Origin of the sequence: Parabacteroides faecis (assembly GCF_014647375.1) — a bacterium.
Lineage (GTDB): Bacteria > Bacteroidota > Bacteroidia > Bacteroidales > Tannerellaceae > Parabacteroides > Parabacteroides faecis.
The window spans coordinates 266738-290318 of record NZ_BMPB01000006.1; the positions used below are offsets into that span (position 1 = coordinate 266738).

A 23581-nucleotide genomic window follows, 5' to 3' on the forward strand; every position below is an offset into this window, starting at 1 on the left:
AGTTATTAAACTTTAGCAAGTGCAATATATGTCTGTTGATACAGAGCGTTGACAAGTACCTCCAAATCTATACCAACATTTTCCAATACCGTCTGTACAACTTTTCGAACAAGTAATTACAACACCTTCATTATCAGCTAAAGCCTCTAAATTGGCTAGAGTTAAATCTGAAAGTGTGACTTCATTTTTGCTCTGGTTGAAATTCCAGCTGGCTGCAAGAGCCATAGCAGTGATAAGAACTGCTCCAAAGATCTTTTTCTTCATGATCTTAGTATCTTATTAAATTAAAATTCTATTTATTTTCTATCTTTGCCTACTCTATTTGGATCAGATAGTCGAATGAAATAATTCATTCTGTTTTGTCGATTATATTACCACGATACACCTCCTTTTTGGGGTCTTCGGGAGTTTGCTTGTACATTCTTGTCGGGATGCAGCAAACTCCCTTTCGTTCGATCACCGAACATTCCCCTTTATTCAGACCTTGACGGGTTGGTTGTTAATACTATTGTACTTAATTGTTACGACTTCATCGAAGAAGCCAGTATCCTTCGGTGTCATCTTGATTCCCACCCGAAGGGTTTCTCTGGATTTCGCGAATCGTTTGTTATAGGTAGCTGCCGTGCGGCCACAAGTGGTACTTACGTCCACGGTCACGCGGGGACTATCCCCTGTATTTTTAACCTTTATGGTTGTTTCTTTCGTTTCCGATTTGTCGAATGTGCCGAAGTCAATATCTGTCTGATTGATTTCTGTGGTCGTTTTGGGTATGTTTTTGTTGGGATTGTCTTTGTCCGTAATTTGTTTCAGGTATAGGTCTATCACAGCCATGTTATGTACCGGATTTCCTAATATTGCTACTCTATTCTTTTTATCCAGTAAGAATGTCTGGAAAGTCATATCTGCCGGAAACTTGTTCAACTTGTTTAATCTGTTGTCCATGTCAATGCAGACAGGACGGTCAAAGCCATCACGTTTTAACAGATAACGTATTTCTTTATAATCTTTCGAATGGAAGAAGAAAAGGAAAGGTACTTTTTCTAGTACTACAGAATCGGTATATTCGATCTGTTCTTTCCATTTATGTAGTTGTAGCTTACAACTGGTACAACCTGTTGAATCGACATATACTAATACTTTATATTCGGACTGCGGAATCCGGAAATCCGTGGTGTCTGTCAGATAACGGGTGAAAATAAGGTTGTCAGGCAATTTGCTCTCTTTTACCTGCCATTCATTTACCAATTGCTCAATATGCTTTTCTTTCTCTTTCTGTTCGTTTTTGCAGGAAAAGAAGATAGGTAATAATACTAGTATGATTAGATTTAAAGCTTTCATTACTATTCTCTAAATTTTGAACTCTATGATTGGATCATCACTTTTTACTTCGGTTGCAACAATCGTATTTGTTTCTTCGTTTATATCAATACCATATATAGCTCGATCGAGAGTATATTTCTGTACAGGGTTTCCTTGAAGATCGAACACATAGATAAACCTACCTCCGTCTTCCGGTTGTTCTCCACGCTGATAAGCTGCTAACTTATCTTTAAACTTAATGCCTTGAAATACTGTATATATATATTTATTGGTTACTTTGATATCACTAAATCCCATAATGCCATTCGGAACGCCAGATCCGTCTTTACCTGTTTTAAACTCGGGTTCTCCGGCCGGACCATACAATACCTTGTGTGTACTGTCTTTAAGATTATAGATTTCAAGTGATTCTCCTAATTGGGTAGCCATAGCCAATACACCATTCTCCGGATTGTAATCCATAAAACTTCTCCAGGCCTGTGCTAATGCAGGACGAGATGTTTCTTCATTGGCTGTTTCGCTCGGGATTGTACCATTGCTTTTTATAGGTTTACCGCTACCGTCAACCTCCCAAAAACGATGTTCTCCTAGATAGTCAGGAATCAAAAAACCTGATTCCATCGTATGAAAATCCAATGAACGGACTAATTTCTTGTCTAATTTAATCTCCTCTACCAATTCTGCAGAACTGGTAGAAGGAGATATTTTCCAACGTGTAATTTGCATCTTGTTGGGATCGAGTGCCCATAGGGAATCTAGGGAGTTGAATTGAATGTTTGCTGCTGATAACATCTCCTTCGGTGCTTCTCCACGTCTGCCAAAAGAAGCAATGTGTTTCCACCCCGGATAGGTAAACGCGTGTAAATAGTGATCTATATTGTGCAGATCCATTACAACGGCAACACTATCCCTGACCGTTACCCGGAATGGGTAACGGAACAGGATAGTATCCAGGTTGATTACCTGTGCGCTGAGTGCCTTGGTTTTGGTAAAGTCCGAGTATCTCGAAAAGTGCGAATCCGGAGAACTCGTACAGGCACTCAGGCAGCTAATACCTATTAATATATAATAAAGGAGATGTTTCATTGTTTATTCAAGACTTAAGCCTGTAATTCTCATTTCTACCCAATCTCCGTCACAGTCTACAGAACCATCACCGTAGCAATTAACTCTGTCTCCATGTTCACCATAAGCCAACGCTTCTATATTATCTAATACTAGAGCTGGCAATTCATTTTTTTGATTAGACCAGAAATAAAAGCCTGCGATCAGGCAAACCATAAATCCGACTAATTTTAATTTGTTCTTCATATCTGTTTACATAATTTGTTACAACAAAAATAAAGAGGCTTTTTTAGAGAAGCTCCTAGATTTTACCTAGATTATGCTTATATAGGTGTTTTTTTATTCATTTTACCTCTTTTTGAATAGTTCTTTTCTATTTTTGTGTTTAAAATAGGATATAGAAATGAAGAGTAATTTGTCGAATTGGTTAATTGGGGGGGTACTAGCTTTACTTATAACTATAGGTGGAGGTTATTGGTATTCTTTTAGTTTACGTAGTAAAGTGACAGAAATTTGGAAGCAGACATTATGGGAAGACTGTACAAATAGGATGAGAGAAATCAAAGTAAAGAAGAAGCATATATTTTCTCCTGCTACTTCACCAAACATCGAAATAGCAACAGAGGGGCAGACTTTACTTTTAAAAAAGGATAGTACTGAATCTTTAACTGCTGATGAAGGTGATTTTCTTGCTGACCAATATTACTTGTCATTTAAGAATCCTGTAAAAATCGAAAAGTTGGATAGTCTTTTCCGAATAAAGTTGAAAGAAAATGGATATGAGTTTAAAACAGCGGTATCTCTTTATAATAATGATTCTGATAAAAAGACGTTTTACGGTATAAATGATGTGAGCCTTCTACCTAATTATTTGAAATTGACATATAAAGTGGATATTCAAAATGTTATCGTTTTGGAAGGATATGTAAGGGGGGACTGGTTAGAAAACCTGCTGTGGGGTAAGAGTTATTATGTCATACTCTTTATAATTGCTTGTTTAGCATCGATAATATTAGTGATGAAGAAGAGAAACAGCAAACGACCAAACTCTTTGATTCAACCAATAGTGCTACAGGATACCCGGAATGAACGGTACTTGGATATTACTCAGGTTTTGCCGGATGAATCGGTTTGGCAGGAGGTTGAGCTAGTAACAGAGCCTGTGAAGGAGTGGGAGGAACCTCTTTCCAAACCTGCAGCCAATGTTATTTATTTGGATGAAAAGAAACATGTCTTGATTTATTCTGGAATGACTATACTTCTTGCTCCAAAAGTGTTTGGCTTGTTCAATCAGTTGTCGAAAGGAAGAGATTATTTTCAATCTTATGAATATCTTTATCAGACTCTTTGGACTGAAAAGAATAATGTTGATAAAAAGCATTTAGAACAGTTGGTAATCCGTTTGCGGAAAGACTTGAAGGATATTCCGGATTTAAGTATCGATGCCATACGGGGGAGTGGGTATCAACTTAAATGGAAAAATGATACGAAACTGACTATTGAGCAGATAGAGTACAATATAGGTACATCTGAATAGCTCTCTTCAAGGCTTTGGAGTAGGCAATCAGCGTGTAGAACTTACCTCCCAAACAGGGTATGTCTGTTTCTTGTGTACGATTCAATTGCATTTTGTTTGCCGTAGGATCATCCACAGAAAAGTTCCAATAGTCTTGCCTAAAACATTCCAAACACCTATTCATTCGATAGTTATCAAACGAAAGGAACTCAATTGTCAAATGAAAAGAGCATATATGTGTTCTATTCGTTTGATATATATCAAACGCAAAAATGAATGAGTAAAAAAGTTCATTTCCACCCGTCGGGAATGGAATAATCCATTGTCTTTATTTGTGCATGAAATCACAAGGCTGAATAAAATACAAAATAGAAGTGTTTCTCTCATTGGATTCGAATTATATGTTCAATAGGATTGATAGGCTGTTTTAATATTAATAATTAAATCCGAACTGCCACAATGGGATTACATTCATGTAGCCTTGTTCTATATTGTCTTTTATTATAAAACCATTTTCTATGCCTTGCAGCTGCTTTTGTTTTTTATTCTTTCCTCCTATTTCAAAAGTGTAACTTGCTATTTGAAAGTCAGAAACAGCCGAGGTAATAACATCTTGTTCTACACGCATTTGATTCAGGAAGAATGTCTCTCTGATGTTCCCTGTTTCTGATGTTTCTTGTCCTAAACAATACATTAAGGTAGGGTTGTCTAAATAGACTTTATCCACTTTGCCAAGTCCTCTGATACCACCGGTGTCATCACGTAATTGTGAGATTAGTCCGGCTTCTTCGAGATAAAGAAAATAATCGGATAAATTGTTGCGACTTACTCCTAACATGGCTGCAATACTACTCATATTGGGTTTGAATGGTACGCTTCGGGCTATGATTGTGAGCAGTTGCTTTAATTTTCGTGCTGTAGACACGCTCATTTCAGAATATTGCGGAATATCGACTTCCAATGTTTTATTTATTATTTGTTGCAAACGTATATAGAACTGATCTTCCTGGGAGAATGGATAATAACCTTCTTCCAGATAGGATTGGAAATAGGCATAAGGACGGAATTTATCAGGAAGCTCTATGCGGTGTTGCATGATATCAACCAATGGATAGACTGGTATCTCTATATGATGAAACATATTCAGGTATTCACGAAACGAAAGTCCTTGCATGGAATAGACAATAGCCCGTCGGCTCAGGTCTGCTGAGCCCTTGTTAATGTCGAGAATGGAAGAACCTGTAAAAAATATTTTCAGATCAGCATGATAGTCATACATCAGTTTTAACTCACGGGCCCAATCTTTGTATTTATGAATCTCGTCAATAATAAGGTGAGTTCCTCCTCGCTTCACAAATTCATCTGCTAACTCTACCAAGTGGTGGGCTGAAAAATATAAGTCATCGGCATTGACGAATAATGTTGTATTCCTATTCAGCTTCTCCTTGGCATATTGCAACATCAATGTTGTTTTTCCTACGCCACGTGGCCCAACCAATCCTAACAGACGATTGTTCCAATTAATACGGTCGAACATATATCGATGGAATGTGGTAGGTATGGAACGTAACATTGCATCGAAACTCATTTGTAACTTATCCATGAATCTTTAGTTTATTTCTGCAAATATAATGAATTGCACTATGGAAAGTGCAATTGTATGGAGAATTCGCACTTTTTGTAGTGCGAATACATTGGATTGAACGGATGTTGAGCTTCTGCAGCTCATATGCACTATAAAAAACTCTGTATATTATAATTCTTACGTCAATGTCAAAATGTCACTACCCTACCGGCTAAATAGGATTAATATACCGGGTAAATGAAAATACCCTGGCGACTAATATTTTTTAACGTATCAGAATGGTTTTCATATAGCATTATTGCTGTCAATCGGTCAAATCCAGATAACCGAATTGTATATCATCATCCATACACAGGATGAGCCGGTTGTTTTCAGAGTCATAGCAGAAACGGAATAATTTGTAACCGGTTTCCAGTGTTTTTAGATAATTACCTTTCAGGTCGAAGATCAAAAGTTTTGTGGGAAAATAAGCATCCGTCCGATGGTCGCCTCCGGAATAAGCAGCAACGATTTTATCTCCACAGAATTCTGCATCCCAATAACCGCTGATTTGTGACTTGTCACTGGTCCACTGTGGACCGTAGATATTACATTTTAGATTTCCATCGAGATCACAGATGGTCATCAGGTCATGGTAGGAATAGTATTCCACGTATCTATTATGTTTTGCAGATACAGTAACATTTGAACGTTTCGTTTTTATATCTAGATGTTCATAGGGCATTAATTTTATATCCCCGGTGATCATATTCCATTTTGCCACATAAGGTTTAAAGTCGTTTGTTCCTATTGGCTGTATTACCCGACCTATACATAATGTATCGTTTATGTATTTGTATTTGTCTGGGAACAAAGCTATTTCCATCTCCATTTTAACACTTGGTATGTAGTCCGGATTTTTTAGAACACTATCCAGATCGTAACTGAATATTTTTTGTTTACCATGATCTGTCACATAAAATTTGCGACGTGATTCATCGATGCCAACATGCCCGATATTGGATATTTCACCTGGCCCTTGTCCTTTATAAGCTGTACTGGCAAGATAACGGAAATTATTTTTATTAAACAGATGTATTTGCTGGTCAGGCGATGTATAATCGCATATGATCAGATATTGATCAATTAAATAAGATTGCGAATTTCGTCCGATGAGAACAGTTTCGATCTCAATCTCTTTTATTTTGTCATGGACATTTACTATGTTATCCCGGCTTTTCTGGTATTTTTCAGTATCAGAGCCTTGCGTGCAACCATAGGATATAATGATTAGTAAGAAGATATAAATTTTGTCTGTGTAGTTCATGGCTATCTTATTGATTGTTAGTTCTCATATTGCTCAGTTAGTTCCATTCTTCTGAAACTTAATACATTTTCATTAAACTCCGGATTTTGGAAATTGTTGTCTGAAATATATAATCCGTCTTCAAGCACGAAGAACATGACCGGGATGTAGGTGTTTTCCGGGAATAATGTTTCTCCGATTACTTGGAAATCTTTATCCAGGATCATAATGGAGAATTTTTTTCCGGTTTTCATCAGATCTGCAATATTATCCTGTTTGTTGAGTTCGCATGCCGGTTGAAAGAAGCGATAGTAGACTTTCCGGTATTTATCGTAAATGATGTTTCCGTATGAAGCATTTTCTATAGATTCTTTTTGGGTGGCCTGGATATCTAACGGATAGTTGTTTTTAGGTAGACCGTTTATATATTGGCTTTTGCAAGGATATTTTTTGAATGTTTGGTTGTCGTGGGTGACATAAATGGAGTTGCTGATGAAAAAGGAATAGACGAAATTTGTCCCGTCGTAATCTCTGCTACAGGTGAAAATACCGTTTTCGTTTTCAGTTTCCCATAATCTGGGATAAGTCAAAGGTAATTTTTCCGTCTGTTTTGTTTGCATGTTGACTTTTATACAAAGAGGGTATCTTTCCAGGGCATCTCCATCGTATGGTTTATCAGAATACATAAGAGCCTGGTATAGATAAATGCAGGAATCCTGCACAATCATCGGAGCATAGACCTTTGATGTTGGTGGGTGGCAAAGGGCTATTTGAGTGTCAGTGATCAGGTTGTATTTATCCAGGATTTTCCCATTTCTGTTTATTCTGGATATTTTGAATTGATCGAATATCAGAATATTATCGAGATCTATTACCGTATGCCCGATGAAACGTCCGATTGCTTCAGGACCTTCCTGAGCAATTTTAATTTTATGGGATAATTTACAGGAGTCGAGCCTGTAGAAGTTCAGTTCGTTCGTTTGTTCATTTTCGTAACTTAAATAAGGGATACCTTCCGGGCTCATGTAAGAAAACATCGACATACTATAGCAATTCGTATTATCATCTATCGGGATCACGATGCGCCCTTTGCCTGGTTGCAGGGAGTATATCTTCTTGTCCTTACTGTTTTGACTTCCTGAACAGGAGGAAAGCAGGAGTAATAAGCAGAATAGCAATGGATATTTTAGTATATTTCTCATATGAATCCAGATTATGAATAATGTATCTTTTTGATATATAATTATTGTCTTTATTTGAGTTTTAATAAACATATGATCGGATTATCGTCTTCACTGATCTTTTTACTGATGGATTTATTCTTTTAGCTTATAAAACACCAAAATAGGATTATTAAATTCATCCATGTTTTTGAAATGTCCTATGTTTAATTTGTTTATGTATTCCAGTGATATACGATCAAGTTCTATTTGCATCCAACTTGCATCTATAGGAAAAACAAGTTGATCCTGATAAACTTCATAAGCTCCCCAGAAGCGTAGTTCGTCTTTTTTCAAAAGAGGATTTGCTGCGCTTAGCAAATAACATTTTTGCGCATTTTTGTTAAAGAGAGCGCTATATGATTTGTTATTACAAGAAAATGATAGATGTAACCATTTTTCCGTTTCGTGGAAATCTTCACAGTTTAGTACGTATTGGCTGAAATCGGTATATGTTTCAGGTCTGTCTTTATGCCTGTTGACCAATAGTTTTTCGGTGTATGCATTTTTTCCGAAATTAAAAAAGTAGCGAGGGATAATTTCTCCTTTATTGTCTATTTGATAAATGTTGTATTCTTTTAAATAAGGATCGATGATAATGGTGTCTTTGTAGCTAATGAATCTATTGTGGACTGTCCCTGTTCCGTGTTCTATAGGGAAATAACCTTTGATGATGTTGAGCTTGTCGTCCACATGATACATCATGTATCTGGTTTGTCCGGTATTATAATTATTGGGGCCGGATGTTCCACCCCAGAAATAATATCCACCTAATGGAGAATGACAAAAATGTTCTGCGTTACAATAGGTTGTATTATTTAGCAGGTCAAAATGTTTACTATCCAGGTGTTTTCCGGTGAGAGAGTAAGTTTGTATTTTTTTGAAATCCAGAAGTTCTATGTTATTTTTGTTTATTATGAAATCATTTATTTCCAGGAATTCCTGGGGGCCTTCCCCTTTGGCTCCGATTTGATATTTGAATTTACCATCCATTCCAAATACCAGTAACTGTTGTCTGTTATTGTTGATATAGATGAGTGAGTCAACTATCTTAACTGTAAAGATGTGGGATATCAGACATTCGTCTTTTGTTTCCAAAGGGATGAAAGTAACTGTCGAGAAAACCGAGTCGAGGTGTGATATATGAGTTAAATCCTCAGGGATGTTAATAATAGGTACATTATTATTTGTCTGTCCGTATCCTTTTTCTGTTTTTTTTCCGCAGGAAAGGACAATGCATAGAACTCCTAAAAAGATAATACAGTTGAAAAATTGTTTTTTCATATACATCCCGTTTTTAAAAGTTTGAAGTTGTAAATATAGAGATAATTACGAATGGATCGTAATGAATGGACGGGAATTCTGTTTTTTTAATATAAAGAGGTTTTAATTCAAAATTGAAAAGGTGTATCGGGGCTGAATTGCTATGTCAGCAGATTGTCAGGAAGATGTCAGACTTTATTTTTGGTGGGATACGGGGATAACTGCATCTTTGTTTGCAAAATTTGAATGTTATGAAAAGGAGGTTTATTGGAGTAGCAATTTTGCTGACGGTTATATTTATAATTTGTGTGTTAGTTTATGGAACTAACGGAATAAGGGGCTGCTCGAAAGAAAAAGGATTTTCGGAAGTAAAGTCATTATCTGTTAATGTTGAAAAAGTAGTCGATCCGGATTTTAAACAGGTTTTCAGCTCTATTGAACTTCTCCCTTTGGAATTGAATGATTTATCGATGGTAGGGCATATTTATGGAAAGAAACTATATGTCCCGGGAAAATATTATGTAATTGTTGATAGGGATCATGTGATTAAAGTCTTCGATATGGGAGGACGGTTTGTTTCGAGTTCCGAGAAATGTGTAGGGAAAGGTCCTTCTGAATATTTGATTTTACAGGATATCTCCTACAATGATGAAGAAGATACTTTTGCAGTTCTCGATCCCTTCGGATTTATAACGATTTATACTTCTTCCTTTAAATTTGTTTCTAAAAATAAGATTTCCCTCCAGACAACAGATCGTCCGCGTAATCTTTTCATATTGGATGGACGCTTGTGTATCTTGTCGGATAGTTCGGAAAGAGGTCGCTATTATGTCTATGATTATTCTACAGATCAACTGGTCAGAGAGATAGAATACCCTGGGTTGATTTATCCATTAAGCTCCGTGCAGGTTCCTTTTTACTATATGGAGGATCATTTGTATTTTACTCCTCCGGAAATTAATGATTATGTGTTTGAGATAGATAGGAAATCATATACTCCGATACCATTGTTTCATCTCGATGCAGGACGGCGCAGCCTTACAACGGACGATGTGAAGGGTATTAAGTTCGGAACAGAAGAGGGGAGTCTGTTTATTATGAAGGAATGTAAAAAATATAGTCCTGTATCCAGGTTTTTCAATATGGATTATATCGTTTCTACTTATATCAACAACAATAATTTTTATTTCAATCTCTGTAATATATCTTCCGGAAAGAATGTCACAGTTTCTTATCAGTATGGGAACTTTCCTGTTTTTCCGAATTTCTTTGCTTTGGATAAGGATAATACGTTGATTACGATCCTTTATCCTTATGAGTTGGAGAATTATATGGACAGTTCCCTTGTGACTGACAAGGGACTATTCCATACAATGAGTGAGGAAGATAATCCTTGTATTGTGAAATATAAGTTGAACTGATCATGACAGATCTCGTTATTGAATGATATTCCCTTCTATCTTGACATCCTTGCACTCACGTGTTTTTATAAGGTCCTCTGTAGTAGATGCTTTAGGCGTGATGAACAGATTGTCTGTTATTTTTAAGCCGTCGACCGATTTGGCTGAAACTGCATCTGCTCCTGTCAACTGGAACCGGTTGTTCGTAATGGCGATATTACGATGTACATATCCCTCATTACGATCGTTTTCGGGAGCGATCAGGATGACCGGACCACCGCATTCGATAAAGTTATTGTTGAGGATGGTGACGTCGCGAGCCATACCCGATTCGAACCAGCTCCGGGCATCATCAGCGATCAGGATACCGCTCATTTGCATACGGAAGAAGGTGTTATTCTCTATCAGTACTTTACGGCGGGTTGAAACGAGGATTCCACGGGTCGGGATACGGGCAAAGTAATTATCGCGAATAAGAACTTCCGGCGTGTAAGTGACATTTTCAACAACCAGTTCTTTTATCTCCCGGATATTTTGCGGAATATTCCTGTCGAGTGTAAGGAGGATTTCTCGCTCGTTCTTCATTTCTGCCTTTTTTACTTTGGCCGGGGCAAGGCTCATTAATGAATGAGGATCGATGAATTCGATCTCATTTCCCGGCAGAAATGACTGGAAGCCGTATGTCTGGTGATGCATGTATTTTACGGCTATCTGGTTGGAAGCCGGATAACCGGTCACGGCCAAATGTGTTCCGTGTATATTGATAGGATCATCGTGTGCGCCGAGGAAACGGGAATTTTCGATAGTTATTTTTCCTTTACATCCCGACATCTGTACGAAATCGGCAAAACCGGCGCAGGTACGTCCGCTTCCGGCTTCCGGTTCGAAAGTCAGGTTACGATAGGTGATATTTTCAGTCATTTGTCCGACGATTCCGAAGTTTCCCAGGAATGCCAGATGTACACCGTCCAGTGTGATATTTTTACTGTATTGGATCAGTCCGCAAGCCTGGTCGCGGATACCGTCGCGCATTTGGAATACCGTGCCCGGCTTGGCCTGCGGAGGATTGTCATATATGAAACGAAGCAGGTTCGGCTCTAGTTCGATGGCCTTACGAAGGTCGGGTAGCGGTGACCAGCTGCGCCAGGTGATGTCTTTTTCTTTGTCATAACTTTGGGCTATTCCGTCGGATAGAGTCCAATTGTCGCCGACAAAGGCAAAATGACCGTCTTTGACTGTGTAACGCGATTGCGGATGGATGCGTACTGTCATAAAGTTGCTGCCTACTTCCGTTACGGTCAGTTCCGGGACTGTCGGGTCGGAGGCTGTTACCGTGAAATTGCGGAGAGTAATATTTTCGCATTGGTCGATAACGAAGCTGGTCATCTCCCCATGTGTGACAAAGCGGGCACCCTGACCGTCTATCGTGACATTTTTCAACCCTTTCAGCCATAAACCGATATGTTTGGTCTGATCGGGATTCTCCTTTTCTGAAGCAGTGTTGGAGATATGATAGACTATCTGTGAAGAACTTTCACGGTGGAGGTTGTAATCTGCATTTTGCAGCTTGATAACGACGGCTTTCCCGTTGTAGTTCCGGGCTTGTTCGATAGCGGTCTGGAGCTTTTTCGTCATGTCTCCGTTTTCCGGTGCGACCCGGATCACCTGCTGGGCATTTACCGTAATGCCGATAAGAAGGCAAAGTGTAATAAAAATAGTTTTTTTCATGGTATGATTGATGAATTAAGAATGATAAACAGGCACAAATGTAAAGCGACTGTACCGAATTACCAAATAAAAGATATTGGATGATCGATTTTATCCTTATTTGAAATAGTATTTTACCAGACAGAAATTCGCATCTTCCGGTAAATCTTTTACTTTGTTGAACTCTTCGGTCGGGAGACTGTTGTGAAACGTTCCGATCTCTTCCGGAGATACGACACTGATCATATATTCATCAGTGAATATACTTGTTTTCTTGATCTTTACTCCTCCCTCCAGGGTGTCGAATACAAACGATTTTCCATCTTTTTTGCGATAGAAAACATTACACCATTTATCTATATTCCAGGTATTCAGGACTGTGTAATAATAGTCTTTATTTTGAAACTGCCGGAAAAAGCTGTAGGGTATTTCATGTGATTCTGTCAGTTGTGGAAATACATTAGGATCTTCTTTTACCCTTTCCTTGAAAGGTTTAAGGTTGATATTGGCAGGGCCGAAATCCCATTTATAGGCTAATTCCACGGTATCTTTTGTGAATCGGTATACTTCGTTGGCAAATTGAGTGGAAAAGTAATTTTCATTATTGTATTTGTAGAAGACATCGATACACATATTGGTCATAAAGTTATCGTCTGTTGTTTTCCAGAAGCCGCCGGTGACTTCCTCTTTATCCATGTCATAGAATGTGACCGTGTTTTCTTCCGGATTCCCCAGCAGGGTCCAATAAGCGAACAGACCTTTGTCGATTTCTATCATATCCGTCTCTCCTCCGGCCGGGAGTAAATTCCTTTTTATAAACTGTCCGTCCGTAGTATAGGTGTGTATGGCGCCCATCGGACTTAATAGATGGATGAGGTTTTCTTCCGGTTTGACGATGGCTTCATAGATCAGGTTATATTCTCCGGGACCGTTGCCTTTCTTATCTATCTTGGACAGGTATTTGCCTTGTTTATCAAAACAGAAAAGTATGCCCGCATCCTTGTCATCGTCAAGAATATAATATTTGTTGTCAGTCTCGATAATTCGTCCGATCGCTTTGATCAGGCATTGATCGTTTGTTTCCAAAGGGATCACTTCTATCTTTTTGAACAGGGTAGAGGCTGCTAATTTTTGAGGAGAGAGTTCCACCTGTAAAATTTTTTGTTCCGTTTTGCTGTTTTGTTTGTTACAAGAGAGTAGTAACATACAGAGTAGTGATATGAAAAAGTATTTGTTCATGACAGTAATTGATTTCATTGAGTAGGCTGCAATGTAGCCAAATATTTCTATTTTTGTGTTTAAACACCGTAATAAATTATGGAACAGCAGAAAACAGGCCTTTTACAGGCGATAAAAAATAAGATCAACGCATTTCTTCACGATAAAGAGTTGAAAGAAAAGCTGTATGTTATCATTTTTGAATCGGATACACCCAAAGGAAAACTATTCGATGTCTTTCTGATCGGTTTTATCATAATGAGTGTCCTTGTCGTGATCTTAGAGAGTGTAGTGACCTTTTCCGATCATTTCAGGTTGGCGCTTCAGATCCTGGAATATGTGTTTACCGGTTTTTTTACTTTCGAGTATCTGGTACGTATTTATTGTTCGCCAAAGCCTAAGAAGTATATTTTCAGTTTCTTCGGTATTGTCGATTTGCTGGCTACATTGCCGTTATACCTGGGGGGTCTTTTTACCGGTGCACGTTATTTGCTTATTATCCGGACATTCCGTTTGATCCGTGTATTTCGTGTATTCAAATTGTTTAATTTTCTGGAAGAGGGAAATCTTTTATTGGTTTCCCTGCGGTTGAGTAGTCGTAAAATATTTGTTTTTTTCTTTTTTGTCTTGATACTCGTGACTTCGATCGGAACGATCATGTATATGGTGGAAGGGACGCAGCCGGATACCCAGTTCAGCAATATACCTAATTGTATCTATTGGGCGATCGTGACCATGACGACGGTCGGTTATGGAGATATAACTCCGGTTACGCCTGTCGGCCGTTTTATCTCTGCCTGTGTGATGCTGATCGGTTACACGATCATTGCTGTTCCTACCGGAATTGTTTCTGCCACAATGATAAAAGAACATAAAAGACGGAGTGAATTGAGATGTCCTCATTGTTTTCGTGCAGGTCATGAAGATGATGCCGGGTACTGTAGATTTTGTGGAGGAAAGCTGGACGATACGAAGTAAAATTATCGAACCTATCTTTATTTTAACTATAGATTTTCACGAAACTTTCTATATTTGCCGGAAGAAAAGGGGAGGTATTATGAAAATTTCTATGAAAACACTACTGATCACGGTCGTGGCGGCTTTGATCATTTCTTTTGTATTTGTTATTTGCGGGTATTATTTGTTGGGTTCAGGAAGTTATCCTGTACTCTCTGCCGTTGTTTTGGGCATAGCATGGCTTCTAGCCCTTTGGTTATTGTTTTCTACTGTGTTCAGTAAAAAAAGGAAACGCGGACTGTTCTTGTTGATTTAATCTTTTGAATTACTGTTTATGTCTTTTAATGTGTCCTTTATAACGTACCATATAACACAGATGATCATGACCAGCATTATGGCACTTCCACCTACACTGATTATTGTTTTTATGTATTGATCCATCTTTTAATTTGATTAGGGTTTGTCAATTTTGTGATCAGTTGCTAAAGATAAGAATAAGATTTTCAATAATTCGGCTTTTATCAAAAAACTATTGATATTTGTCTAATTATTAGACGCTTTATCTTATACAGTTTTTGTTCCGGAATTAACAGTATCTTGTTTTTCGAAAAAGGCTACAAAATAACAGGCGTTGTTAAAAAATGTCTATATTTGCGATTCTATGGAGATTAATCGGGAAGCTGAATATATGGAAAAACTAGGACAAGGGGATCATAAATCGTTTGATGCCCTGTTCGTATTGTACCATCCGAGGGTGAAGAATTTCCTGTTGGGGTTTATCAAGGACGAGGAGGAGGCTTGCGATATGGCACAGGATATTTTCTTTAAAGTCTGGACAAACCGTGAAAGTATCTCTAAGGTCGCTTCTCTGAAAGCTTATCTTTACCGGATGGCACGGAATATGGTTTATGACTATTTTGAGCATAATCTGGTGAAAGAATCCTACGAACAAAAACTACAATCATCTTCGAATGACTATTCAGACCTGATTGAAGAAGATTTTTATGCCCGGGAGTTGTCTATCCTGATCGATATTGCCATCGAACAAATGCCGGAACAACGGCGGCGTATTTTTAAGATGAGCCGGAAAGACGGCCTGTCGAATGAAGAAATTTCCCAAAAGCTGGAAATAAATAAACGGACAGTTGAAAACCATATAACACAAGCACTGGCCGACCTCCGTGAAATACTAAAAAATACCTCTTTATTACTTTTTTGAAAAAAAATCACTTTTAGGCCGTGTGTGCTTTGTCACTCTCCCGTCTTAAATATAAACGGGGAATGAAATGGCGAATAAAACGATACATACATTAATCTCAAAATTCTTCGGAAATGATCTTCCGGAAGCTGTTCGATGTGCTTTCGGCAAATGGTTCGTTGGCGGAACCCATCAGCAGGAGAAAGAAGAGGCTATGCTGGAACTTTGGGAACAGGTTCCGGCTGAGGCGGACGGACGGACGATACAGGAGCTTAATAAATTGCATGACCGTATACAAATAAATTCCAGGCCGGCGGTAAGACAATCTATTTATCGGCGAATGGTCAGGGTCGCTGCAATTCTATTGTTACCGTTGATCGGTGCAGCCAGTGCTTATCTGATAATGCAGCATGAACCGAATGTCCTTGAACCCGCATGGACGGAATGTTTCGTCCCGAATGGCGAGAGAAAGCAGATTACTTTGTCCGACGGCTCTGAGGTTTGGTTGAATTCCGGTTCGTTACTGGTTTATTCGGCAAAATTTGAAGGTAGCCAACGTTCGGTTTATCTGAATGGAGAGGCTAGCTTTAGAGTGGCTAAAGATCTGGAGAAGCCATTTATTGTAAAAACAGGTCATATGGAAGTGGAGGCCTTGGGGACCGTATTCAATGTGGAAGCTTATTCGGATTCGGAACTGACCATTGCTACATTGGAAGAAGGCAAGGTTAGGGTAGATACGGATATGGAAAAGGGCGAACCTATTATTTTGCGTCCGGATGAGCAGGTTGTGTATAACAACCAACTGAAGACAATTTCAAAAGTTATCGTTGATGCAGGCAAGGTTTTGCAATGGAAACATGGATATCTGACTTTCCAGGGGGCTTCTTTCGATTATATCGTGAAGACAATCGAAAGAAGGTTTGATGTAACGATCAATTATGAAACAGGGAAATTTGCCGGACGAAGTTTTACGATGAAATTCAGACCGGATGAAGGGTTGAACCAGGTTCTGGATATCCTGAAAGAAATGGTGAACGGATTGAATTACAGGATTAAAGACAATATAATATACATCAACTAAAAAAACAGGAGGATACTTTTATGAAAAAAAGAACCCGGGAAGACGACGCCAATCAGAACTCCCCGGATTTGAAATCGTAGTGAACACCAATTAATAAATCACTTGAAACAAGTGATAAATAATATAGTATTCAACTTTAAAATCTAATTTTACAAAGATATGGAAATATACCTGAAAACACAACGGAATAAACTAAATAGTTTGTTCCGGGTATCTATAATGCTTTTTCTTTTCTTTTTCTTACAACATTCCGTAACATGGGGACAGATCATTACTTTTTCGGGGAATAATCTGACTGTCAAGAAAGCATTTGCTGAAATAGAGCAACAAACGGATATGTCGGTCGACTATGATGAGTCGGTACTGAATATTCATAAGAAAGTAAATGTATCTACCGATAATAAAAGTTTGGATGAAATATTAAATCTGATCTTAAAGGGAACGGGTTGCTCTTATGTGATTAAAAATAATCATATTGTTATTTCAGCGGAGGCGAAAGAACAGGATAAAAATCCCGGTAACATATTGGTTATAACAGGTACGGTAACCGATGAACACGGTGGACCGATCATTGGAGCGAATGTGATGGAAAAAGGCACTACTAATGGTTGCATTTCTGACATAGATGGCAACTATTCTTTAAATGTGAAGAGTAATTCGGTTCTTCAGATCTCTTACATTGGCTATATCACCAAAGAAATAGCTGTGAATAATCAGAAAGTTGTCAATGTACGGTTGATCGAAGATACACAAAATCTGGACGAGGTGGTTGTTGTCGGTTACGGTGTACAGAAGAAGGTAAATCTGACCGGTGCCGTTTCTGTGGTGAAAGGGGAGGAGATGACCAAACGTCCTGTAACGAATGCCACTTCAATGTTGCAGGGACAGGTTCCTGGTTTACGTGTCGTGAATGGTTCGGGACAGTCCGGAAATAATAAGGTCAGCTTACGTGTGCGTGGTCAGGGTACCTATTCTGATGCGGGTTCTGACCCGTTGGTCTTGATCAATGGTGTTCCCGGAGATCTCTCAGCACTCGATCCTAATGCGATAGAAAGTATATCCGTATTAAAGGATGCCGCTTCTGCTGCGGTATACGGTGCACGTGCGGCAAATGGTGTCGTGCTGGTGACAACAAAAACAGGCATAAATAAAAAGACATCAATCAGCTATTCGGGAAATTTTGCCGTTTATTCTCCAACGCGCATGTTGAAAGTCGTAACCAACTCGGTCGATTATATGAATTTATGGAATGAGGCGAAGACAAACTCCGGGATATCTTCCGGTCTGTATCCTCAGGATATTATCGACCAATATAAAAATGCCCGGCCGGGCGATCCGGAATATCCTAATTATGATTGGCTGGGAGAACATATTCACAGTGCATTCTCTCATAATCATAACGTTGCCGTTTCCGGAGGTTCTGAAAAGATGTCTTACAATGTCTCTATGTATTATGCCGATGAGAATGGAACGATGGATGGACATGGATATAAGAAGTATAATTTTACCGCCGATCTGCAGAGCCAGATAACCAAATGGATGAAGTTCGGTTCCTATGTAGGCTTCATGCGTGGAGACAGAAAACGTCCTTATGAGGGAGGTGTGGACGGTAGTTTTACTTCTATTTTTGCACAGGCTCCGACTTATGGGCCTCAACGCACTGACGGTTTATGGGTTTATAAGGCCTATCCATGGGAGAGCAACAATAAGAATGTGATCGCTTTGGTGGGAAACGATGCATTGCGTAAAAATACGAGTTATGACGTGAATGCCCAGGTATGGCTGACGATCGACATAGCCAAAGGGTTATCATGGCATACCAAAGGTGCTGTTCGTATGATCGCCGAACGGGAAAAAGAGTGGCGTCCGTTGGTTAATCTTTACAATTATCACACAGGGGAATATATGAATGAATTGGATGTCGGTGCCAAAGGATTGAACTCGAATGACTATCATACGTTCTATACTTATTTGTATTCTTATCTGAAATATGATGTTTCCACGAAAGATAAGAATCATAACTTTGGTATTCAGTTGGGATATTCACAGGAAACGAATGATTATGACTGGCTGAAGGGATATAGAAAAGACTTTCCATTCCCGTTGACCGAGATCGATGCCGGATCGAAAGAATTGCAGGAGGCGGAAGGAAATCTGGAACAATGGTCGTTAATGGGGATTTTCGGACGTTTTAATTACAATTACAGGGAACGTTACCTGTTTGAAGCTAATTTCCGGTATGACGGTTCTTCCCGTATCAATCCGGATGACAGATGGGGGATATTCCCTTCTTTCTCTGCTGGTTGGAGATTGACGGAAGAACAGTTTATGCAGGAACTTCACTGGTCATGGCTGAATAGTATGAAAATAAGAGCTTCCTGGGGACAGTTGGGGAATCAGAATATTGGCGTGTATCCTTATCAGGCCGTAATGGAAAATGAAGGGAATTACACATTCGATAATTCATCTTTATCCACCGGTTATGCACAGACAAAATATGCGAACCGAAATATTACATGGGAAACGACGACTGTTACCGATATAGGTTTGGAGGCTACGGTATTCAACGGATTGAATGTTACATTTGACTGGTATAAGAAAAGTACGAAAGATATTCTCCGTAATGCCCAAGTGACAGGTTCTCTGGGATTGGAAGCTCCTGTTATCAACAACGGCGAGATGGAAAACAAAGGATTTGAAGTGAACGTTCAATATATGAACAATATAAAAGGCGGTTTTTTCAAAGGATTGACATATAATGCGGGTTTCTATTTCGACCGTAACAGGAACAAGGTTACCCAGTTCGGTTCGGAGGAGATTTCCGGGCATTACCTGCGCAAAGAGGGGTTGCCTTATAACTCTTATTATATGCTGGATTGTATTGGGGTCTTCCGGGATGAAGAAGATGTAAAGAATTCTCCGAAACAGTTCAATGACAATACGTTGCCTGGTGACCTGAAATATCGTGACGTAAATAATGACGGTGTGATCGATAATGACGATCGTACGGTGATAGACGGGCGGTTCCCTAAATTTGAATATGCTGTGAATTTGTCGGCCAATTGGAAAGGGTTTGATGTCTCTGTTTTGATGCAAGGTGTTGAAGGAAAGAAACATTATGTGACAGATTGGGGATTACAGCCGTTCCGACAGGGAAGTGCGCCGACAATCGATTATGTGAAATATCGCTGGACCGAAGATAATCCTGATAATGCGAAATATCCCAGAATGTATTTTGATAATTTCGGTGGTAGTAAGAATACAAGAAAGAATTCATATTTCCTGAAAAATGCCTCTTACCTGCGTTTGAAGAATATCACGATCGGTTATACGATCCCTGCTGAGTTGACGAGGAAATTATTGGTAGAACGGATACGTGTATTCTTCTCCGGTGACAACCTGGCGACAATCACAAATTATCCTGAATTAGATCCTGAAAGAGAAGATGACGGCCGCTTTGTCGCTTATCCTCAGAATAAGATTTGTTCATTTGGTATTAACGTCCAATTTTAATTCGATATGGTTATGAAAAAAGCTAAATATTATTTGCTTCTGATATTGACAGTAGTAATGAGCGGATGTGATGATTTCCTTGAAAAGAATCCGCCGTCTAAACCTTCGGAAAATACTTTCTGGAAACAGAAAAGCGATTTGGATATGGCCTTGACTGCCTGTTATGGCACGATGACTAAGTTTGATCATGGTTATTTCTCATTCGGTATGCCGCAGTGGGATAGCTTTGTCGACAACTGTCGCAGTGTGGAAGAAGGGATTACATTTGATGTTTTCCAGGGAAATATAGACCCGTCGACAGCCGGTATCATTCAGGATGTTTATAAAGGCGCGTATGTCGGAATAACCCGTATGAATCTGTTCCTTTATCAGTTGGACAAGTATGAGAATACGGATTTGTCGGAGTATGACAGGCATTTTAGTAAAGGACAGGTTCTCTTTCTGAGAGCATTTTACTATTCATTTTTATATAGATGTTATGGTGACGTGCCATTGATCGTGGAACCGCTGGATCTGGAAACACAGTATCAGCCGAAGGTGGAAGCGGCAAAGATCCTGGAACAGATTTATACGGATTTGAATGATGCGGTCGACTTATTGCCTGATAATACCTATCTGGAGTTACCCGGCAGAGTGACAAAAGGTGCTGCGCTTGCTTTGAAAACCAGAATGATGCTTTATGATGCCTATAATAAAGACGGTAAGGCAGATATAGAGAAGATGAGAAATGTACTGACAGTGGCAGAACAGATAAAAGGTTATAGGTTGTGTGATGACTTCGAAAGTATTTTTCAGGGAACCGCACAGGAGACGAATCCGGAAATCATTTTCTCGACCAAGTATCTGGCTCCTAATAACTGGCATAAAAGTGATCTGTGGTTTGGCGCGTGGCTACGTTGTGCACCTCTGACCCATTTCGTTGAAGAGTTTGAATTTAAAGATGGTACGCCTTTCTCTAAAGAAAACAGCTTGTATAACCCGGAAAATCCGGTAGAAAACCGTGACCCCCGACTGGATATGTCTGCTTTTTACCAGCAATTGAAAATAGGTGATGTGGAACAGCCTGTTACCGGTGATTTACCGACTAAATATGGTTTGAAGAAGTTCGTAACCCGTGACAAAACACAATATCCGATCGGATATAATACACGCAGTGACCAGGACTGGGTACATTTCAGATATGCAGAAATTTTACTGGCTATTGCCGAAGCGGAAAATGAGGTAAATGGCCCTACTCAGAAAGTCTATAATGCCATCAATGACATTCGTGCGCGCAAAGGAATTGAAATGCCTCCGTTGCCTGCAGGTTTGAGTCAGGTACAGATGCGGGAAAAGATTCGTCATGAACGACGTATCGAGCTGGCTTTTGAAGGGCATCGTTATTTTGATTTGAAACGTTGGCGTATTATTGGAGAAATAATGAATAACTTTGACGAGCCGACACTGCCGTTATATAAGTCTGTATTTGAGGATCGTTTCTACCTATGGCCGATACCGCAAAGCGAAATCGACAAGAATAATGGTGTATTGGTTCAGAACCCGAATTACAAATAACATAAAGATATGGATAAGTTAATCAGAAATCGTGGATTACTTCTGTCATTGGGAAGTATGGCTGTTTTGAGCGGTTGTGCCCAACAGCCGCAGGAACAGAAAAAGCCGAATATTGTATTCATCTTTGCGGATGATATGGGGTATGGAGATGTTTCTGCGCTGAATGAAAATTCAAAGATACAAACAACGAATATTGACCACATAGCAAGTGAAGGGGTTACTTTCACAGATGCCCATTCCAGTTCGTCAGTCAGTACGCCCTCACGGTATAGTTTGCTGACCGGACGGTACAACTGGCGTTCAGACCTTAAATCGGGTGTTTTAATGGGATATAATAAGGCATTGATTTCCCCCGACCGCAGGACAATCGCTTCCGTATTAAGGGATCAGGGATATCAGACGGCATGTATCGGTAAATGGCATTTGGGTTGGGACTGGAATAACATCGAGGCTGGAAAGGATAGCGTGGATTTCAGTAAACCGATAACTAATGGTCCGACAACCAGAGGTTTCGATTACTTTTATGGTATCATTGCCTCTTTGGATATGGCTCCCTATGTGTACGTGGAAAATGATATGCCGACAGCTTTGCCGGACAGGGAAACTGTAAATGATGGTATGAAATATTGGCGTAAAGGTCCGACCGCGTCGGATTTCGACCATGAACAGACATTGCCTAATTTTATTAACCGGGCAGTGGATTACATTCATGACAAATCGAAAGAAGACAAACCTTTCTATCTGTATCTTCCGTTACCGGCACCTCATACACCGATCCTTCCTATTAAGGAGTATCAGGGTAAATCCGGTCTGAATCCTTATGGCGATTTTGTCCTGATGGTGGACGATATGGTTGGAAAAGTGATGAAGGCCTTAAAAGAGGCAGGTGTTGAAGATAATACGATAATCGTTTTCAGTACCGATAACGGGTGTAGTCCGCAGGCTAAATTCGATGAACTTCAGGCCAAAGGGCACTATCCCAGTTATATTTACCGCGGGCATAAAGCGGACTTGTTTGACGGTGGTCACCGTATCCCGTGTGTGGTTCGCTGGCCGGCCCGGGTGAAACCGCATGTAGTGGACCAGACGGTGTGTCTGACTGACTTTTTTGCTACATTTGCTGCGGTTGCCGATTATCAACTGAGAGATTCGGAGGGAGAGGACAGTTACAATATTCTTCCTTTGCTGTTGAATGAAAAAGAAGGTGAGGTAATTCGTGAAGCCACTGTCCATCATTCTATAAACGGTGATTTCACGATTCGCAAAGGAGAATGGAAACTGTTATTATCTCCAGGTTCCGGCGGTTGGAGTTTCCCGAAACCGGGCACGGATGATGAAGTGATCAAGACGTTACCGTCGGTGCAACTTTATAATATGCAGTCCGATCCGGCAGAAAAGAACAATGTATATGCCGAACATCCTGAAGTCGTTAAAGAGTTGAAAGACCTGATGATCAAATATGTCAAAGAGGGACGTAGTACTCCGGGCACTCCGCAGAAGAACGACGGACCGGAGGTCTGGAAGCAGTTGAGTTGGATGGAATAATTCATAAATAACCAGCGATTGGTTTATATCCCGGGTAGCATTTTTGTTACCCGGGATTTTTTGTATCCCTTTCTCCTTTCCGCAAACGTTTGCGTAGATTTTCCCTTAAATCTTTTTCTTACAACTGTTAATACTGTATTTTTGAACCATTAAA

The 23581-nt window shown here is 39.5% G+C and carries 19 protein-coding genes; 9 read left to right on the plus strand and 10 right to left on the minus strand.

Annotated elements, in window-relative coordinates; all coding sequences use genetic code 11:
* Positions 1-12 precede the first annotated feature (12 nt).
* The 4 genes from IEY67_RS10180 to IEY67_RS10195 form a co-directional block, all read right to left on the minus strand.
* On the minus strand, positions 13-264 hold the full coding sequence (locus tag IEY67_RS10180) for an NVEALA domain-containing protein (RefSeq protein WP_183668362.1): 252 nt from the start codon (positions 262-264) through the stop codon (positions 13-15).
* A 213-nt stretch (positions 265-477) separates the two neighbouring features.
* On the minus strand, positions 478-1338 hold the full coding sequence (locus IEY67_RS10185; RefSeq protein ID WP_183668363.1) for a DUF1573 domain-containing protein: 861 nt from the start codon (positions 1336-1338) through the stop codon (positions 478-480).
* Between the two features lie 9 nt (positions 1339-1347).
* A complete protein-coding gene (locus IEY67_RS10190; protein ID WP_183668365.1) occupies positions 1348-2406 on the minus strand; it encodes a BF3164 family lipoprotein in 1059 nt (352 codons plus the stop codon).
* Between the two features lie 3 nt (positions 2407-2409).
* Positions 2410-2631, minus strand: a complete 222-nt coding sequence (locus IEY67_RS10195; protein WP_183668368.1) for an NVEALA domain-containing protein — start codon at positions 2629-2631, stop codon at positions 2410-2412.
* 157 nt (positions 2632-2788) lie between these two features.
* On the opposite strand from IEY67_RS10195, the gene IEY67_RS10200 reads away from it, so the two are divergent.
* Positions 2789-3922 carry a winged helix-turn-helix domain-containing protein gene (locus IEY67_RS10200; RefSeq protein ID WP_183668370.1) on the plus strand — a complete coding sequence of 378 codons (1134 nt, stop codon included), beginning with the start codon at positions 2789-2791 and terminating at the stop codon, positions 3920-3922.
* A gap of 412 nt (positions 3923-4334) precedes the next feature.
* Here IEY67_RS10200 and IEY67_RS10205 read toward each other — a convergent pair whose 3' ends face one another.
* The 4 genes from IEY67_RS10205 to IEY67_RS10220 form a co-directional block, all read right to left on the minus strand.
* Positions 4335-5504, minus strand: coding sequence for an ATP-binding protein (locus IEY67_RS10205; protein WP_183668371.1), 1170 nt, complete (start codon positions 5502-5504; stop codon positions 4335-4337).
* Between the two features lie 286 nt (positions 5505-5790).
* Entirely contained in the window at positions 5791-6792 is a 1002-nt protein-coding gene (locus IEY67_RS10210) for a 6-bladed beta-propeller (protein WP_183668373.1), read from the minus strand.
* A gap of 17 nt (positions 6793-6809) precedes the next feature.
* Positions 6810-7973: a DUF4221 family protein gene (locus IEY67_RS10215; RefSeq protein ID WP_183668375.1), complete on the minus strand. Its 1164-nt coding sequence runs from the start codon at positions 7971-7973 to the stop codon at positions 6810-6812.
* A gap of 114 nt (positions 7974-8087) precedes the next feature.
* Positions 8088-9275, minus strand: coding sequence for a 6-bladed beta-propeller (locus tag IEY67_RS10220; RefSeq protein ID WP_183668377.1), 1188 nt, complete (start codon positions 9273-9275; stop codon positions 8088-8090).
* Positions 9276-9505: 230 nt separating this feature from the next.
* On the opposite strand from IEY67_RS10220, the gene IEY67_RS10225 reads away from it, so the two are divergent.
* Positions 9506-10675, plus strand: coding sequence for a DUF4934 domain-containing protein (locus IEY67_RS10225; protein ID WP_183668379.1), 1170 nt, complete (start codon positions 9506-9508; stop codon positions 10673-10675).
* A gap of 15 nt (positions 10676-10690) precedes the next feature.
* Here the strand turns inward: IEY67_RS10225 and IEY67_RS10230 are convergent, their stop codons facing one another.
* On the minus strand, positions 10691-12382 hold the full coding sequence (locus tag IEY67_RS10230; RefSeq protein WP_183668381.1) for a right-handed parallel beta-helix repeat-containing protein: 1692 nt from the start codon (positions 12380-12382) through the stop codon (positions 10691-10693).
* 96 nt (positions 12383-12478) lie between these two features.
* Positions 12479-13600, minus strand: a complete 1122-nt coding sequence (locus IEY67_RS10235; RefSeq protein ID WP_183668383.1) for a DUF4934 domain-containing protein — start codon at positions 13598-13600, stop codon at positions 12479-12481.
* Positions 13601-13678: 78 nt separating this feature from the next.
* Here IEY67_RS10235 and IEY67_RS10240 point away from each other — a divergent pair, with 78 nt between their 5' ends.
* The 7 genes from IEY67_RS10240 (at position 13679) to IEY67_RS10270 (ending at position 23427) form a co-directional block, all read left to right on the plus strand.
* The gene (locus IEY67_RS10240; RefSeq protein ID WP_183668385.1) at positions 13679-14557 is read left to right on the plus strand and encodes an ion transporter; all 879 of its coding nucleotides are present in this window, start codon (positions 13679-13681) and stop codon (positions 14555-14557) included.
* 91 nt (positions 14558-14648) lie between these two features.
* Complete coding sequence (locus IEY67_RS10245; protein WP_122356958.1) at positions 14649-14852, plus strand: hypothetical protein; 204 nt, start codon at positions 14649-14651, stop codon at positions 14850-14852.
* A gap of 345 nt (positions 14853-15197) precedes the next feature.
* On the plus strand, positions 15198-15755 hold the full coding sequence (locus IEY67_RS10250) for an RNA polymerase sigma-70 factor (RefSeq protein ID WP_183668388.1): 558 nt from the start codon (positions 15198-15200) through the stop codon (positions 15753-15755).
* A 67-nt stretch (positions 15756-15822) separates the two neighbouring features.
* Positions 15823-16815 carry a FecR family protein gene (locus IEY67_RS10255; RefSeq protein WP_183668390.1) on the plus strand — a complete coding sequence of 331 codons (993 nt, stop codon included), beginning with the start codon at positions 15823-15825 and terminating at the stop codon, positions 16813-16815.
* Between the two features lie 159 nt (positions 16816-16974).
* Positions 16975-20328, plus strand: a complete 3354-nt coding sequence (locus IEY67_RS10260; RefSeq protein WP_183668392.1) for a TonB-dependent receptor — start codon at positions 16975-16977, stop codon at positions 20326-20328.
* A 12-nt stretch (positions 20329-20340) separates the two neighbouring features.
* On the plus strand, positions 20341-21882 hold the full coding sequence (locus IEY67_RS10265) for a RagB/SusD family nutrient uptake outer membrane protein (protein ID WP_183668394.1): 1542 nt from the start codon (positions 20341-20343) through the stop codon (positions 21880-21882).
* A gap of 9 nt (positions 21883-21891) precedes the next feature.
* On the plus strand, positions 21892-23427 hold the full coding sequence (locus IEY67_RS10270) for a sulfatase family protein (protein ID WP_183668396.1): 1536 nt from the start codon (positions 21892-21894) through the stop codon (positions 23425-23427).
* The last annotated feature ends 154 nt before the right edge of the window (positions 23428-23581 follow it).

Coding starts and splice junctions, on each gene's coding strand:
- IEY67_RS10220 (WP_183668377.1), bottom strand. CDS start 9,275: ATGAAAAAACAATTTTTCAACTGTATTATCTTTTTAGGAGTTCTATGC.
- IEY67_RS10265 (WP_183668394.1), top strand. CDS start 20,341: ATGAAAAAAGCTAAATATTATTTGCTTCTGATATTGACAGTAGTAATG.
- IEY67_RS10255 (WP_183668390.1), top strand. CDS start 15,823: ATGGCGAATAAAACGATACATACATTAATCTCAAAATTCTTCGGAAAT.
- IEY67_RS10210 (WP_183668373.1), bottom strand. CDS start 6,792: ATGAACTACACAGACAAAATTTATATCTTCTTACTAATCATTATATCC.
- IEY67_RS10200 (WP_183668370.1), top strand. CDS start 2,789: ATGAAGAGTAATTTGTCGAATTGGTTAATTGGGGGGGTACTAGCTTTA.
- IEY67_RS10245 (WP_122356958.1), top strand. CDS start 14,649: ATGAAAACACTACTGATCACGGTCGTGGCGGCTTTGATCATTTCTTTT.
- IEY67_RS10195 (WP_183668368.1), bottom strand. CDS start 2,631: ATGAAGAACAAATTAAAATTAGTCGGATTTATGGTTTGCCTGATCGCA.
- IEY67_RS10240 (WP_183668385.1), top strand. CDS start 13,679: ATGGAACAGCAGAAAACAGGCCTTTTACAGGCGATAAAAAATAAGATC.
- IEY67_RS10190 (WP_183668365.1), bottom strand. CDS start 2,406: ATGAAACATCTCCTTTATTATATATTAATAGGTATTAGCTGCCTGAGT.
- IEY67_RS10260 (WP_183668392.1), top strand. CDS start 16,975: ATGGAAATATACCTGAAAACACAACGGAATAAACTAAATAGTTTGTTC.
- IEY67_RS10235 (WP_183668383.1), bottom strand. CDS start 13,600: ATGAACAAATACTTTTTCATATCACTACTCTGTATGTTACTACTCTCT.
- IEY67_RS10180 (WP_183668362.1), bottom strand. CDS start 264: ATGAAGAAAAAGATCTTTGGAGCAGTTCTTATCACTGCTATGGCTCTT.
- IEY67_RS10250 (WP_183668388.1), top strand. CDS start 15,198: ATGGAGATTAATCGGGAAGCTGAATATATGGAAAAACTAGGACAAGGG.
- IEY67_RS10270 (WP_183668396.1), top strand. CDS start 21,892: ATGGATAAGTTAATCAGAAATCGTGGATTACTTCTGTCATTGGGAAGT.
- IEY67_RS10215 (WP_183668375.1), bottom strand. CDS start 7,973: ATGAGAAATATACTAAAATATCCATTGCTATTCTGCTTATTACTCCTG.
- IEY67_RS10185 (WP_183668363.1), bottom strand. CDS start 1,338: ATGAAAGCTTTAAATCTAATCATACTAGTATTATTACCTATCTTCTTT.
- IEY67_RS10205 (WP_183668371.1), bottom strand. CDS start 5,504: ATGGATAAGTTACAAATGAGTTTCGATGCAATGTTACGTTCCATACCT.
- IEY67_RS10225 (WP_183668379.1), top strand. CDS start 9,506: ATGAAAAGGAGGTTTATTGGAGTAGCAATTTTGCTGACGGTTATATTT.
- IEY67_RS10230 (WP_183668381.1), bottom strand. CDS start 12,382: ATGAAAAAAACTATTTTTATTACACTTTGCCTTCTTATCGGCATTACG.